This window comes from [Empedobacter] haloabium (genome assembly GCA_008011715.2).
GTDB lineage: Bacteria > Pseudomonadota > Gammaproteobacteria > Burkholderiales > Burkholderiaceae_D > Rugamonas > Rugamonas haloabia.
Map to the genome: position 1 here is coordinate 707,926 of CP136508.1, position 13,291 is coordinate 721,216.

The window sequence follows — 13,291 nt, forward strand, 5'->3', positions numbered from 1 at the left end:
ATTGCCTTCAGATTAACCCGCATGGACGACTACGATGAATAACTTGATGACCAAAACCAGGCATGGTATTGCCTTCCTCGTCCTGGCGACCAGCATGCAGCTGGCGCCAGCCCAGCAGCCTGCGCCGTCTTCCGCGCCCGCGGCGGACGGCATCCCTGTCACGCGCCTGTCGCGCCTGCGCTTCTTCAGCGATGAGGAAGCGGTCAACCAGCAGTCGAAGCTGCAATACGACCAGCTGCTGAAGGAGGCCGACCAGAAGAACGCGCTGTTCCCCGACAACCACGCGCAGGTACAGCGCCTGCGCGCCATTGCCAAGCGCATCATCCCGCACGTGGGGCGCTGGAATCCGGAAGCGTCCGACTGGAAATGGGAAGTCAACCTGCTCAATTCCGACCAGGTCAACGCCTTCTGCATGCCGGGCGGCCGCATCGCCTTCTATTCGGGCATCCTGACGAAGCTGAACATGACGGATGACGAAGTGGCGATGGTGATGGGCCACGAGATCGCCCACGCGCTGCGCGAGCACGCCCGCAAGCGCCAGGGCGAATCGCAGGTCGCCGCGATCGCCGGCAAGCTCGGTGGCGTCGCCGCTTCCGCGCTGTTCGGCATCGATCCGCGCCTGACCGATTTCGGCGGCCGCATGGCGGCCCAGGCGGCCGTGCTGAAGTTCTCGCGCGGCGAGGAAACGGAAGCGGACCTGGTCGGCATCGACCTGGCGGCCCGCGCCGGCTTCGATCCGCGTGCCGGCATCGCGCTGTGGCAGAAGATGGGCGCCGTCAACGCGCGCGCGCCGATCGAATTCCTGTCGACGCACCCGAGCGGCGACACCCGCATCGCTGAAATGAACAAGAACATGCCGCTGGTGCTGCCGGTGTACGCGCGCACGCGCGGCACCACCGTCGCGGCATTGCCGGCCTACCGCACGACGCCGCTGCCGAAGTCGTAAATGGCGGGACCGAAGGGGGAAAAGGCGCCGTTGCCGATGCGCGACGGCGTCACGCCCAGCTATCTGTGGTTGCCCGAGGGCGACTGGCCGGACCTGATCACGTTCATGGTGGCGAACTATCCGGCCGTGACGGAGGCGCAGTGGCGCGACCGCATGGCGCGCGGCGACGTGGTCGACGCCAAGGGCACGCCGCTGCGGCCCGAGTCGCCCTACAAGCGCAACCTGCGCATCTTCTACTACCGCGAGCTGGACCACGAAACGCCGATCCCGTTCGAGGAGGAGGTGCTGTACCAGGACGAGCACATCGTCGTGGCCGACAAGCCGCACTTCCTGCCGACGATCCCGACCGGGCGCTTCGTCAAGGAGACGCTGCTGGTGCGGCTGCGCCGCCGGCTCGGCATCGAGGACCTGGTGCCGATCCACCGGCTGGACCGGGAGACGGCCGGCGTGGTGGTGTTTTCCTGTAACGCCGCCAGCCGCGGCGCCTACCAGTCGCTGTTCCAGAAGCGCCTGGTGCAAAAGGAATACGAGGCGCTGGCCGGCCCGCTGCCGGGGCGCGAATTCCCGTTCAGCTACAGCAGCCGGATGGTCGAGGGCGATAAATTCTTCACGATGAAGGAGGAGCCGGGCGAACCGAATTCGGAGACGATGATCGATGTGATCGAGCGGCGCGGCGAGCACGTGCTGTATCGCCTGTGGCCGCATACGGGCCGCCAGCACCAGTTGCGCGTGCACCTGTCCGCGCTGGGCATCCCGATCGTCAACGACGCCTTCTATCCGGTGGCGCTGCCGTGCAAGCAGGACGACGTGTCGCAGCCATTGAAACTGCTGGCGCGGGCGATCGGTTTTCCCGATCCGTTGACGGGGGAGTGGCGCTACTTCGAAAGTCGCCGCCAGCTTTAAAACCGGGGTCAGGTCTGTCATTCGGACATTTTGTCCGAATGACAGACCTGACCCCGGTTTTGCCCGCGCTGAATCCTGAGACAACTTCGGGGTCAGTCCCCTGCGGGGACAGACCCCAGAATCAGCGCGCGTACTCGATGATCAGCGGCGCATGATCCGAGAACTTCTCGTCCTTGTACACCGAGACCGCCTTGGCACAGCCGGCGATGCCGGGCGTCGCCACGTGGTAATCGATGCGCCAGCCCACGTTCTTCGCATAGGCCTGGCCGCGGTTGCTCCACCAGGTGTACTGCTCCGGGCGCGGATCGAGGCCGCGATGCACGTCCACGTAGCCGCATTCGTCGAACACGCGCGTCAGCCAGGCCCGTTCCTCGGGCAGGAAGCCGGAGTTCTTGACGTTGCCCTTCCAGTTCTTCAGGTCGATTTCCTTGTGCGCGATGTTCCAGTCGCCGCAGATGACGACCTCGCGGCCCTCCGCGCGCAGCTGCGTCAGGTGCGGCAGGAACAGGTCCATGAAGCGGAACTTCGCTTCCTGGCGTTCCGGCGAGGAGGAGCCGGACGGGCAGTACACGGAAATGATGGTCAGGTCGCCGAAGTCGGCGCGCACGTAGCGGCCCTCGGCATCGAATTCGGGACTGCCGAAGCCGATCTTGACGGCGTCCGGCGCGATTTTGCTGTAGATGCCGGTGCCGGAGTAGCCTTTTTTTTCGGCGTAGTGGAAGTGGCCGTGGTAGCCGTGCGGATTCAGGAACTCTTCCGTCATGTCGGCCGCCTGCGCTTTCAGCTCCTGCACGCAGATGAAATCCGCCGACTGCGTTCCCATCCAGTTGAAAAAGCCCTTCTTGGCGGCGGAACGGATTCCGTTCAGGTTGGCGGAGATGATTTTTGGCATGGATTAAAATACTGGCACTTCATGAACAAGGACCAGCAATATGAACAGTTTGAGGCAGGAGTTTATCGCGTTTTCCGTCGAGGCGGGAGTGCTGAAATTCGGGCAATTCACCACCAAGGCGGGGCGCCAGTCGCCGTATTTCTTCAATGCGGGCCTGTTCCACGACGGCGCCACCCTGGCCCGTCTGGCCGACTTCTATGCGCAGACGCTGCTCGACTCGGGCGTCGAATTCGACATGCTGTTCGGTCCCGCCTACAAGGGCATCACGCTGGCGTCGGCGACGTCGATGGCGCTGGCCGGCAAGGGCCGCAACACCTCGTTCGCCTACAACCGCAAGGAAGCCAAGGACCATGGCGAAGGCGGCACGCTGGTGGGCGCCAAGCTGCAGGGCAAGGTCGTCATCATCGACGACGTGATTTCCGCCGGCACCTCGGTGCGGGAATCGGTCGAGATGATCCGCGCCGCCGGCGCCGAGCCGTGCGCCGTGCTGATCGCGCTGGACCGCATGGAGCGCGGCGGCAAGGACGGCCAGCTGTCGCCGCTGTCGGCGGTGCAGGAAGTGAGCCAGAACTATGGCATTCCCGTCATCTCGATCGGCAGCCTGGCCGACCTGTTCGGCTATCTGGCGGCCGATCCGGCACTGGCACAATACAAGGACGCCGTGGCGGCCTACCGCGACCAGTACGGCGTGGCGTGATCGCCCAAGGCGCGCGGAATGTGATTAAATGAGAGCAACATAAAATACATCATGGAGCTGTCATGAACATCGCATCCCTGAAGGTCTATGGAGACGAACATACGCTGGACGACGTGCGCGACGGCCTGCCGACCGAACCGGAAGGCAGCTGGCGCAAGGGCGACGTGCGGCCGGACGGGCGCGTGCGCATCGACTCCGGCTTCTACGTCAACCTGGGCCAGGACGAGAACCCGGACGCGCTGCTGCGCCACCTGCGCGCCTGGCTGCACGAGTGCGAGGCGCGCGGCATCACGTTCGACGTGCCGCCGATCGCCGCCGAACTGCGTATCGCCATCGTTACCGCGCAACCGGGCGAGACGCTGGACTTTTCCATCGCCGACCTGAACCTGCTGGTCAATATGGGCATCACGCTCAGCATCAGCCGGTGAGCCGGACGATCGCTGGAGTAGTCGGGCGGCTGTTGCTGACCGCGCTGCTGTTGTTCCTGATCCTGGCGGTGGGGTTTTATTCGCTGTATTCCGCATTGTTCGCGCTGGACGGCTCGCGTGGCTGGCTCGCGCTGGGCTGCCTGGCCGTCGGCGCCGGCCTGGCCGGCGCCATGGGACTGTGGATCGCGCGGCTGTGGCGGCGCAGGTCCGGCTTCGGACGATGACGATGGGACGGCACGCATCAACCGGGCAGCCGGCGCCGTTCGCAAGCCGCCAGCCGTGGTACCGCGACGGCCGCCGCGGCGCCGCGCGATTCGCCTGGCGCCGTCTGGCCACCACCATGTCGAGCACCAAAGCAGCAATCCCGATCCACGTACTGCCGCAGGACTGACATGCAATTCTCCGAAAACCGCCTCGACACCTTTGCCGGCCGTGCCGGCGCCACGCGCACGATCCACATCTGGGAACCGGCCGAGCCACCGCGCGCGGTGCTGCTGGCGCTGCACGGCGGGATGGCCCATGCGGGCGACTGGATCACGCCCGCCTTATACCTGCGCGAGCACGGCTACGCCACCGCCGCCTACGACCTGTGCGGCCACGCCCAGGGCCCGCGCGCCGACATCCCCGATTTCGACATCTTCCTAGAAGAGTCGGCCCTGTTCCTCGACTGGATCCGCAGCGCCTGGCCGGGACTGCCGATCTTCGTCATCGGCCACTCGATGGGCGGCCTGATCGCAACGAAGCTGGGGCTGCAGCTGCCACCCGGCGCCGTTTCGGGCTTCGTGCTGTCGTCGCCGTATTATGTCAACGCGATCCCGGTGCCCGCGCCGCTGCGCGCGGCCGGCGCCGTGCTCGAACGGCTGGCGCCGACGATGAAGGTGCCGCTGGCATCGCTGACCGACGTGCTGACGCACGATCCCGCCATCACCGCGCGCCACCATCGCGACGAGGCCAGCGGCGTGCGCGCCAGCGAGATCTCGGTACGCTTCGGCCAGGCGCTGCAGCGTGCCCAGCGCGGGCTGACGCTGGCCGGGTGGGCGCATCCGCTGTACGTGGTGCTGGCGGGCCAGGACCGGCTGGCCGACACCGATGCCAGCGGGCGACTGCTGAGCGAGGTGCCGCCGCATCTGCTGACCTGCCGCGTGGAGCCGGACAACTACCATGAGAACTTCAACGAGATCGACCGCGACGCCATCTTCGCCGACATCGTGGCCTGGCTGGACGCGCGCCTGGCAGGCTGACCCGCTGCCGTTCGGTCTCCTCCACGCGCATCGTGACATTCGGTTAACCAGAGCACATTGCGCGCGCCCCTTCTTCGCTACCATCGGCGCATCCCAACGACCGCCAACGAAGGAGCTCAGCATGGATTCGATCAATCGCAACCAGCCGGAAGACAACCACCGCAACCTGTCGGGCGAGAAGGCCATCCGCCAGATCAAGGACATCGTCGATGCCGCCAAGAGCTGCTTCTTCGTGACGGCGCACGGGGTGCGGCCGATGGCGGTGCAGAAGGTGGACGAGGGCGGCAACCTGTGGTTCCTCAGCGCGAACGACAGCCACAAGGACGAGGACATCGCCGCCAACCCGGCCGTGCGCCTGTACTTCCAGGGCTCGCCGCATTCGCATTTCCTGTACCTGGACGGGCTGGCTTCGCTGTCGCGCGATCCGGCCAAGATCCACGAGCTGTGGAGCCCGGAACTGAAGACGTGGTTCACGGAAGGGGAGAACGACCCGCGCATCGACGTCATCAAGGTGGCGCCGACGGCCGGCTACTACTGGGACACCAAGCACGGCAACCTGGTCTCGGGCATGAAGATCATGATCGGCGCTGCCATCGGCGTCACGCTGGACGATTCCGTCGAGGGTACGATCCAGCCGTGATCCGGCTTACCTGCCGCTAGCCTTGCGCACGACGGTGACGAGGGTCGGCAGGTTCCACGGTCCGCCCGGCGCGACCAGGCGGCACATGCCCGACGTTTCGGCGAGCGTCTGCACGAAGCGGCTGCCGTCCCATGTCCATTGTTCGCGGCTGCCGCAGTCACCCAGGCCGCGGCCCTTCTGCGCCGCGGTAATCGTGCCGTTGGCGTAGCCAGAAGCCTGGTCGGTGACCAGCTCGGGCGCGTACGGCGGCTGCGCGTTGATGACCCAATACGCGAAACCGGCGTTGTAGGCGCCCGTCCAGCATTGGGTGGACACCAGCAGCTTGCCCGGGGCCAGCTTGTCGATCTCCAGGTCCGGCTTGCCGTTGGCCGCCAGGCCTTCGCATTCGCCATCGTCGAAGCCCTTGCGCAATTCCGCCAGCAGCGGCTTGACGGCGTCGCGCGGCAGGCTGGCCTTGCCTTTCTGGACCGGCGCGGCGATCACGACGGGCGGGGGCAGGGCGGGCAGCACGCTTTCCTCCGGCTTCGCACCCTTGCGCACCAGGGCGCCTGGCGTGCCGACGCGGCCCTGGAACTCGTCCATCTTCAACAGCACGGCGGTGGCGCCGGCGCCGGACAGGGTCCAGCTGCCGCCCCGGTTGCTCCAGCGCGGCGTGCCGGTCTTCGTCAGCGCCTCGATCAGCGCCTCCGTCTGCTGGGCCGACAGCGTGGCCGTCATCGTGCGCGGCTCGATGCGCACGGTGCCGAGCGGGCGCGTGTCGACCTTCATGCTCGTGACACCGGCCCTGGCCGCCGTCGCGCTGTCGTCCTCGCTGTAGGACCCCAGCTGCACCTGCGCCGTGACCGGCTCGTTCGGTCCCGCCTTGCGGGTCAGCAGCACGGAGACGGCGGCGTCCTCCTTGTCTTCGACGTGGTAGCCGGCGGCACGGCAGGTGCGCGTGTTATCGCACGACAGTTCCCAGTCCTTGTGCGTGAAGCCGACGTCGGGCGGCTCGGCGGCCTGCAGCGCGCCGGCGAGGCAGGTAGCCAGCAGTATCAGTATCGTGCGCAAGCGCCCTCCGCGTAGCAATTCGTTCGTGATGTCATCAGTGTGTCGGCCGGACCGCGGCGGCGTGCCGTGGTTGCAAGGCTGGCAAGAAACCCAAGCGCCGCATCTTACTAATTAAATGCCTGCTGGAATCTCCCCAAAAGTCACGAATAGCAAATTTGTAACAGATCCGTAAAAAAAAGGACGCCTGGGCGTCCTTTTTGTCATGCCTGGCGCGCTCAGCCCGCCAGTTTCGCCTTCAGCAGCTCGGTCAGCTGGGCCGGGTTGGCCTGGCCCTTCGAGGCCTTCATGGCCTGGCCGATCAGTGCGTTGATGGCCGCTTCCTTGCCGGCGCGGTACTGCTCGACCGACTTGGCATTTTTGGCGATGACTTCGTTGACGATCGCTTCCAGCGCGCCCGTGTCGGAAATCTGCTTCAGGCCTTTCTCGGCGATGATGGCATCGACCGCGCCGACGTCGTCCGAACCCGCTTCCCACAAGGCGGCGAAGACCTTCTTCGCGGCCGCGTTCGAGATCGTGCCGTCGGCAATCCGCTTGAGCATCGTGCCCAACTGGGCCGGCGTGACGGGAGCATCGGCGATGTCGACGTCGTTGCGGTTCAGCGTGGAAGAGACGTCGCCCATCAGCCAGTTGGCGGCCGCCTTGGCGTTTTCCTGGCCGGCCGTGGCGACCACGGCTTCGAAGTAGCCTGCCATCGCCTTCGACGACGTCAGGATCAGCGAGTCGTACTCGGGCAGCTTGTATTCACCCACGAAGCGCTCGCGCATGACGGCCGGCAGTTCCGGCATGGCGGCCTTGACGCGCTCGATCCACTCTTGCGAGATCGCCAGCGGCGGCAGGTCGGGGTCGGGGAAGTAGCGGTAGTCCTGCGCGTCTTCCTTGCTGCGCATCTCGCGCGTTTCCTTCCTGTCCGGATCGTACAGGCGGGTGGCCTGCACGACCTTGCCGCCATCCTCGATCAGTTCGATCTGGCGGCGCACCTCGACGTTGACGGCTTCCTCGATGAAGCGGAACGAGTTCAGGTTCTTGATCTCGCAGCGGGTGCCGAATTCCTTCTGGCCCTTCGGGCGCACCGAAACGTTGACGTCGCAGCGGAACGAGCCTTCCTGCATATTGCCGTCGCAGACGCCCAGCCACATCACCAGGCCATGCAGGGCCTTGGCGTAGGCCACGGCTTCCTGCGCGCTGCGGATTTCCGGTTCCGACACGATCTCCAGGAGCGGCGTGCCGGCGCGATTGAGGTCGATGCCGGACATGCCGTGATAGTCCTCGTGCAGCGATTTGCCGGCATCCTCTTCCAGGTGGGCGCGCGTCAGGTTGACGGTCTTGGTGACGAACTTGCCGTCCTTCTCGTAGCCGAACGTCAGCGAGCCGCCCTGCACGACCGGGTCGTCCATCTGGCTGATCTGGTAGCCCTTCGGCAGGTCGGGATAAAAGTAGTTCTTGCGCGCGAAGATCGAGCGCGGCGCGATGGTCGCGCCCACGGCCAGGCCGAAGCGGATCGCGCGATCGACAGCCTGTTTGTTCATCACGGGCAGCACGCCCGGCAGCGCCAGGTCGACCGGGCTGGCCTGCGTGTTCGGCGCGGCGCCGAAGGCGGTGGGCGAACCGCTGAAAATCTTGGAGTCGGTCGTGAGCTGCACGTGGTTCTCGAGACCGATGACGACTTCCCATTCCATAGTATGTTCTTCCTCTGTTCTTAGATGCCGGCGGGAGCCTGCTGGTGCCAATCGGTCGCCTGCTGGAACTGGTGCGCCACGTTCAACAGCTTCGCTTCGGCAAAGTAGTTGCCGATGATTTGCAGGCCGACGGGACGCTTGCCGTTCTTTTCGCCTGCTCCGAAGCCGCACGGGATCGACATGCCGGGCAGGCCGGCCAGGCTGGTGGACAAGGTGAAGATGTCGGCCAGGTAGTTCGCCACCGGATCGTCGGCCTTGGCGCCCAGGTCCCAGGCCACGGTCGGCGCGACCGGGCCCATGATGACGTCGCAGACCGCGGCAGGTCCCGACAGCACGTTGGCGAAGTCCTGCGCGATCTTGCGGCGGATGCGCTGCGCCTTCAGGTAGTAGGCGTCGTAGTAGCCGTGGCACAGCACGTAGGTGCCGACCATGATGCGGCGCTGCACCTCGGGGCCGAAGCCCTGGGCGCGCGTTTTCTTGTACATGTCCTGCAGGTCCTTGTAGCCCTCGGCGCGGAAGCCGTAGCGCACGCCGTCGAAGCGCGACAGGTTGGACGAGGCCTCGGCCGGCGCGATCATGTAGTAGGCCGGGATCGACAGCGCGGTGTTCGGCAGCGAGATGTCGACCAGGGTGGCGCCCAGCTTCACGAACTGGTCGAGCGCCGCGCGCACGGCGGTTTCGACGTCCTTCGCCAAACCTTCGCCGAAATACTCTTTCGGCACGCCGATGCGCAGGCCGGTCAGCGGCTCGTTGAGGTTGCGGCTGAAGTCCTCGTGCACGCCGCCCTGTTCCGGCGCCAGGCTGGTCGAGTCGCGCTCGTCGTAGCCGGCCATGGCGGACAGCAGCAGGGCGCAGTCCTCGGCCGTCTGCGCCATCGGGCCGCCCTGATCCAGCGAGGAGGCGAAGGCGATCATGCCGAAGCGCGACACGCGGCCGTAGGTCGGCTTGATGCCGGTGATGCCGCAGAACGAGGCCGGCTGGCGGATTGAGCCGCCCGTGTCCGTGCCCGTCACGGCCGGCGCCAGGCGCGCGGCGACGGCGGCGGCGGAGCCGCCCGAGGAACCGCCCGGCACCGCCGTCTTGTCCCATGGGTTCTTGACGGCGCCGAAGTCGGAATTCTCGTTGGACGAGCCCATCGCGAATTCGTCGCAATTGAGTTTGCCCAGGTGCACCATACCGGCGGCATGCAACTTCTCGACGACGGTGGCGTCAAATGGGCTGACGTAGTTGGCCAGCATTTTCGAGCCGGCGGTCGAGCGCCAGTTGCGCGTGACGAAGATATCCTTGTGGGCGATCGGCACGCCGGTCAGCGGATGGGCGTTGCCGGCGGCCAGGCGGGCGTCGGCCTCGGCGGCCTGGGCCAGGGTCAGGGCACGGTCGACGTGCAGGAAGGCGTTCAGGTCGGACGCTTCGATGCGGTCGAGGAAATGCGTCGCCAGTTCGGTGGCGGAAATTTCCTTGGCCTGCAGCAGCGTGGACAGCTCTTTGATGGTCTTGTTGTGCATGAATGTGTTGGGAGCGCCGTTCTGGCCGGCGCCCCGCTAAGCTTGAGGTTGACGGGCGGTCGGTGCGGCGGCGGTCAGTCGATGACCTTCGGTACCAGGTACAGGCCGTCTTCGGTCTTCGGCGCCACCTGCTGGTAGTCGTCGCGGCGGTTCGGCTCGGTCGGCACGTCCTCGCGCAGCCGCAGCGCCACGTCCATATGGGCGGCCAGCGGGTGCGACAGGGGGGCGACGCCATCCGTATCGACGGCCTGCATCTGTTCGGCCAGCGCGAAAATGCCGTTCAGCTTGTCCAGCATGGCGGCGGAATGCTGCTCGTCCATTTCCAGCTGGGCGAGGTGGGCAATGCGTTTTACGTCGGAGAGTGTCAGGGACATGGCTGGGAGCGCAGTGCGCGTTTGATTGTGGTATCGATATGGCTTTTATAAAATCGGCTATCTCGCCGTTAAAACCCTGCCAATAACGTGCAAAATAAGGGTTGCAGGCCTGCACGTTTGGGTGGATTTAGGGCAAATAGCCTGCAAATTATAAGGTAGAATGGCGGGTTGATGCGTTGCTGGCGCTCCAAGGGCTGCGTCACCGCCTCTCCCAGGACACTTTGAACAACTGCCCACGCGCGGGCATAGCGCTACAGGATACTCATGTTTGGTTTTTTACGCAGGTACATCTCGTCGGATCTGGCCATCGACCTCGGCACGGCAAACACCCTCATCTACGTGCGCGGTTCCGGCATCGTCCTTGACGAACCCTCCGTTGTCGCGATCCGCCAGGAAGGCGGCCCGAACGGCAAGAAGACCATCCAGGCGGTAGGCAAGGAAGCGAAGCAGATGCTGGGCAAGGTACCCGGCAACATCGAGGCGATCCGCCCGATGAAGGACGGCGTGATTGCCGACTTCACCGTCACCGAGCAGATGCTCAAGCAGTTCATCCGCATGGTGCACGATTCCAAGTTCTTCCGTCCTTCCCCCCGCATCATCATTTGTGTGCCGTGCGGTTCGACCCAGGTCGAGCGCCGCGCGATCCGCGAATCGGCGCTGGGCGCCGGCGCCTCGCAGGTCTACCTGATCGAGGAGCCGATGGCCGCCGCGATCGGCGCCGGCCTGCCGGTGTCGGATGCGACGGGCTCGATGGTCGTCGACATCGGCGGCGGCACCACCGAGGTGGGCATCATCTCGCTGGGCGGCATGGTCTACAAGGGCTCCGTGCGGGTGGGCGGCGACAAGTTCGACGAAGCGATCGTCAACTACATCCGCCGTAACTACGGCATGCTGATCGGCGAACAGACGGCCGAAGCGATCAAGAAGGCCATCGGCTCCGCATTCCCGGGCTCCGAAGTGAAGGAGATGGAAGTCAAGGGCCGCAACCTGTCGGAAGGCATCCCGCGCTCGTTCACGATCTCGTCGAACGAAATCCTGGAAGCGCTGACCGACCCGCTGAACAATATCGTGTCGGCCGTGAAGAACGCGCTGGAGCAGACCCCGCCGGAACTGGGCGCCGACATCGCCGAGAAGGGCATGATGCTGACGGGCGGCGGCGCGCTGCTGCGCGACCTGGACCGCCTGCTGATGGAGGAGACCGGCCTGCCGGTGCTGGTGGCGGAAGACCCGCTGACGTGCGTCGTGCGCGGTTCCGGCATGGCGCTGGAGCGCATGGACCAGCTGGGTTCCATCTTCTCCTACGAATAAGCATTGGCAAACAGGGCGGCGCGAGCCGCCCTTGTTTTACTGGGTCTATGGAATACAGTCCACCGCCACTCTTCAAGCAAGGCGCGTCGGCGCGCGCCAAGATGATGGTCTTCGCATGCATCTCGATTGCATTGCTGCTGGTCGACGCCCGTTTCAATGCGCTGACCGTCGCGCGCCAGGTGGCCGGCACGGTGCTGTATCCGGTACAGGTCGTCGCCATGCTGCCGCGCGATGCGCTGGTCGGCATGGGCAATTATTTTTCCTCCTTGTCCGCCCTGGAAAAGCAGGTGCGCGACCTGAAACAGCAGCAGATCGCCATGGCGCAGACGCTGCAGCAGGCGCAGCGCACCCAGGCCGAGAACAACCAGCTGAGGAAGCTTTTGGAAGCGCGCGAGAAACTGCCCGGCAAGACCATGCTGGGCGAGATCCTGTACGACGCGCGTGACGTCTTCACGCGCAAGGTCATCCTCGACCGCGGCAGCCAGCAGGGCGTCAAGCCCGGCCTGCCGGTGATCGACAACCAGGGCGTCGTCGGTCAGGTCACCCGTGTGTTTCCGTTCACCTCCGAAGTCACGCTGCTGACCGACAAGGAGCAGGCCATTCCAGTCCAGGTATTGCGCAACGGCCTGCGCAGCGTTGCCTATGGCCGCGGCCAGTCCGGCAACTTGGATCTGCGCTTCATGGAGCCGAATGCCGACGTGGTGGTCGGCGACATCCTCGTCACCTCCGGCATCGACGGCATCTACCCGGCCGGGCTGGCGGTGGCGCGCGTGACACAGGTGGAGAACAATGCCAACGGCGCGTTCGGCCGCATCGTCTGCCAGCCGCTGGCCGGCATCCAGCGCAATACGCAGCTCTTGATCCTGATGTCGCTGCCGGAAATGCCGCCGCGCCCGCCCGAGGAAGAAGTGACCAAGCCGGCCAGGAAAAAGAAGGACGCCAAGGACGCCAAGGACGCGAAAGAAGCGGCGCCGGCCGCCGCGCGCGCACCCGCTACGACCCCGGCACCCACCGCCGCGCCGGCACCGGCGGCCACCGTCCCGCCCGCGGCCCGTCCCGCACCCACCGCCGCATCGCCGGCCGCCGGAGCGCCGGCCGCCCAGGAGACACGATGAACCGTCCCCAATACATCCTGCTGCCCGTCAGTCCGCTGTTCATTGCCTTCAGCCTGCTGATCGCGTTCCTCTTGAACCTGCTGCCGTGGGGCCGCTTCATCGGCGCGCCCGATTTCGTCGCGCTGGTGCTGGTGTTCTGGGGCGTGCATCAGCCGCGCAAGGTGGGCATCGGCACCGCTTTCTGCCTGGGGCTCCTGATGGACGTGCACGATGCCACGCTGCTGGGAGAGAACGCGCTGGCGTACACCTTGCTGTCGTACTTCGCCATCATGATGCATCGCCGCGTGCTGTGGTTTCCCATCATGACGCAGGCCATGCACGTGCTGCCGCTGCTGCTGCTGGCGCAGGCCGTGCAGCTGCTGGTGCGCTTCGTCGTCACCGGCAAGTTTCCCGGCTGGTTCTATTTCGTCGAGAGTGTCGTGTCGGCCCTGCTGTGGCCCGTCGTGACGATGGCGCTGCTGGCGCCGCAGCGGCGCGCCGTCGACAAAGACCATACCCGCCCGATCTGAGCGGCCC

Annotated in this window: 15 protein-coding genes; 10 read left to right on the forward strand and 5 right to left on the reverse strand. The window is 65.7% G+C overall.

Translation table 11 applies throughout. From position 1 onward, the window contains the following. Window positions 1-46: 46 nt before the first annotated feature. Together E7V67_003130 and E7V67_003135 are read left to right on the forward strand one after the other, a co-directional pair. Window positions 47-946, forward strand: a complete 900-nt coding sequence (locus E7V67_003130; protein WUR14109.1) for a M48 family metallopeptidase — start codon at window positions 47-49, stop codon at window positions 944-946. Next, window positions 947-1,849, forward strand: a complete 903-nt coding sequence (locus E7V67_003135; protein ID WUR14110.1) for a pseudouridine synthase — start codon at window positions 947-949, stop codon at window positions 1,847-1,849. It begins immediately after the preceding gene. Window positions 1,850-1,970: 121 nt separating this feature from the next. Here E7V67_003135 and E7V67_003140 read toward each other — a convergent pair whose 3' ends face one another. Next, window positions 1,971-2,741 (reverse strand): exodeoxyribonuclease III, encoded by a 771-nt coding sequence (locus tag E7V67_003140; GenBank protein ID WUR14111.1) that lies wholly within the window; start codon window positions 2,739-2,741, stop codon window positions 1,971-1,973. A 40-nt stretch (window positions 2,742-2,781) separates the two neighbouring features. On the opposite strand from E7V67_003140, the gene pyrE reads away from it, so the two are divergent. The 5 genes from pyrE (at window position 2,782) to E7V67_003165 (ending at window position 5,747) form a co-directional block, all read left to right on the forward strand. Next, entirely contained in the window at window positions 2,782-3,438 is a 657-nt protein-coding gene (gene pyrE / locus E7V67_003145) for an orotate phosphoribosyltransferase (protein ID WUR14112.1), read from the forward strand. 62 nt (window positions 3,439-3,500) lie between these two features. Continuing rightward, window positions 3,501-3,866, forward strand: a complete 366-nt coding sequence (locus E7V67_003150) for a hypothetical protein (protein WUR14113.1) — start codon at window positions 3,501-3,503, stop codon at window positions 3,864-3,866. Beyond that, complete coding sequence (locus E7V67_003155; GenBank protein WUR14114.1) at window positions 3,863-4,090, forward strand: hypothetical protein; 228 nt, start codon at window positions 3,863-3,865, stop codon at window positions 4,088-4,090. The genes E7V67_003150 and E7V67_003155 overlap by 4 nt, the downstream gene beginning before the upstream one ends. A gap of 168 nt (window positions 4,091-4,258) precedes the next feature. Continuing rightward, window positions 4,259-5,107, forward strand: a complete 849-nt coding sequence (locus E7V67_003160; GenBank protein WUR14115.1) for an alpha/beta fold hydrolase — start codon at window positions 4,259-4,261, stop codon at window positions 5,105-5,107. A 121-nt stretch (window positions 5,108-5,228) separates the two neighbouring features. Further along, window positions 5,229-5,747 carry a pyridoxamine 5'-phosphate oxidase family protein gene (locus E7V67_003165; protein ID WUR14116.1) on the forward strand — a complete coding sequence of 173 codons (519 nt, stop codon included), beginning with the start codon at window positions 5,229-5,231 and terminating at the stop codon, window positions 5,745-5,747. A gap of 6 nt (window positions 5,748-5,753) precedes the next feature. Here E7V67_003165 and E7V67_003170 read toward each other — a convergent pair whose 3' ends face one another. The 4 genes from E7V67_003170 to gatC all read right to left on the reverse strand — a co-directional run bounded on the left by E7V67_003170 (window position 5,754) and on the right by gatC (window position 10,352). Next, window positions 5,754-6,797 (reverse strand): DUF1176 domain-containing protein, encoded by a 1,044-nt coding sequence (locus E7V67_003170; GenBank protein ID WUR14117.1) that lies wholly within the window; start codon window positions 6,795-6,797, stop codon window positions 5,754-5,756. A gap of 215 nt (window positions 6,798-7,012) precedes the next feature. Next, window positions 7,013-8,473, reverse strand: a complete 1,461-nt coding sequence (gatB, locus tag E7V67_003175; GenBank protein ID WUR14118.1) for an Asp-tRNA(Asn)/Glu-tRNA(Gln) amidotransferase subunit GatB — start codon at window positions 8,471-8,473, stop codon at window positions 7,013-7,015. A 20-nt stretch (window positions 8,474-8,493) separates the two neighbouring features. After that, entirely contained in the window at window positions 8,494-9,978 is a 1,485-nt protein-coding gene (gene gatA / locus E7V67_003180) for an Asp-tRNA(Asn)/Glu-tRNA(Gln) amidotransferase subunit GatA (protein ID WUR14119.1), read from the reverse strand. Between the two features lie 74 nt (window positions 9,979-10,052). Then, window positions 10,053-10,352, reverse strand: coding sequence for an Asp-tRNA(Asn)/Glu-tRNA(Gln) amidotransferase subunit GatC (gene gatC / locus E7V67_003185; GenBank protein WUR14120.1), 300 nt, complete (start codon window positions 10,350-10,352; stop codon window positions 10,053-10,055). Window positions 10,353-10,616: 264 nt separating this feature from the next. Between gatC and E7V67_003190 the strand changes: the two genes are divergently transcribed. The 3 genes from E7V67_003190 to mreD are packed head-to-tail and all read left to right on the forward strand — an operon-like array spanning window position 10,617 to window position 13,284. After that, window positions 10,617-11,660, forward strand: a complete 1,044-nt coding sequence (locus tag E7V67_003190; protein WUR14121.1) for a rod shape-determining protein — start codon at window positions 10,617-10,619, stop codon at window positions 11,658-11,660. A 47-nt stretch (window positions 11,661-11,707) separates the two neighbouring features. Next, window positions 11,708-12,775 (forward strand): rod shape-determining protein MreC, encoded by a 1,068-nt coding sequence (mreC, locus tag E7V67_003195; GenBank protein ID WUR14122.1) that lies wholly within the window; start codon window positions 11,708-11,710, stop codon window positions 12,773-12,775. Continuing rightward, a complete protein-coding gene (gene mreD / locus E7V67_003200; protein ID WUR14123.1) occupies window positions 12,772-13,284 on the forward strand; it encodes a rod shape-determining protein MreD in 513 nt (170 codons plus the stop codon). The genes mreC and mreD overlap by 4 nt, the downstream gene beginning before the upstream one ends. Window positions 13,285-13,291: the final 7 nt, after the last annotated feature.

Excerpts from the sequence above, each read along its gene's own strand:
- E7V67_003150 (WUR14113.1), top strand. The coding sequence starts at position 3,501 with ATGAACATCGCATCCCTGAAGGTCTATGGAGACGAACATACGCTGGAC.
- mreC (WUR14122.1), top strand. The coding sequence starts at position 11,708 with ATGGAATACAGTCCACCGCCACTCTTCAAGCAAGGCGCGTCGGCGCGC.
- gatA (WUR14119.1), bottom strand. The coding sequence starts at position 9,978 with ATGCACAACAAGACCATCAAAGAGCTGTCCACGCTGCTGCAGGCCAAG.
- pyrE (WUR14112.1), top strand. The coding sequence starts at position 2,782 with ATGAACAGTTTGAGGCAGGAGTTTATCGCGTTTTCCGTCGAGGCGGGA.
- E7V67_003130 (WUR14109.1), top strand. The coding sequence starts at position 47 with ATGACCAAAACCAGGCATGGTATTGCCTTCCTCGTCCTGGCGACCAGC.
- E7V67_003165 (WUR14116.1), top strand. The coding sequence starts at position 5,229 with ATGGATTCGATCAATCGCAACCAGCCGGAAGACAACCACCGCAACCTG.
- gatB (WUR14118.1), bottom strand. The coding sequence starts at position 8,473 with ATGGAATGGGAAGTCGTCATCGGTCTCGAGAACCACGTGCAGCTCACG.
- E7V67_003190 (WUR14121.1), top strand. The coding sequence starts at position 10,617 with ATGTTTGGTTTTTTACGCAGGTACATCTCGTCGGATCTGGCCATCGAC.
- gatC (WUR14120.1), bottom strand. The coding sequence starts at position 10,352 with ATGTCCCTGACACTCTCCGACGTAAAACGCATTGCCCACCTCGCCCAG.
- E7V67_003135 (WUR14110.1), top strand. The coding sequence starts at position 947 with ATGGCGGGACCGAAGGGGGAAAAGGCGCCGTTGCCGATGCGCGACGGC.
- E7V67_003160 (WUR14115.1), top strand. The coding sequence starts at position 4,259 with ATGCAATTCTCCGAAAACCGCCTCGACACCTTTGCCGGCCGTGCCGGC.
- mreD (WUR14123.1), top strand. The coding sequence starts at position 12,772 with ATGAACCGTCCCCAATACATCCTGCTGCCCGTCAGTCCGCTGTTCATT.
- E7V67_003140 (WUR14111.1), bottom strand. The coding sequence starts at position 2,741 with ATGCCAAAAATCATCTCCGCCAACCTGAACGGAATCCGTTCCGCCGCC.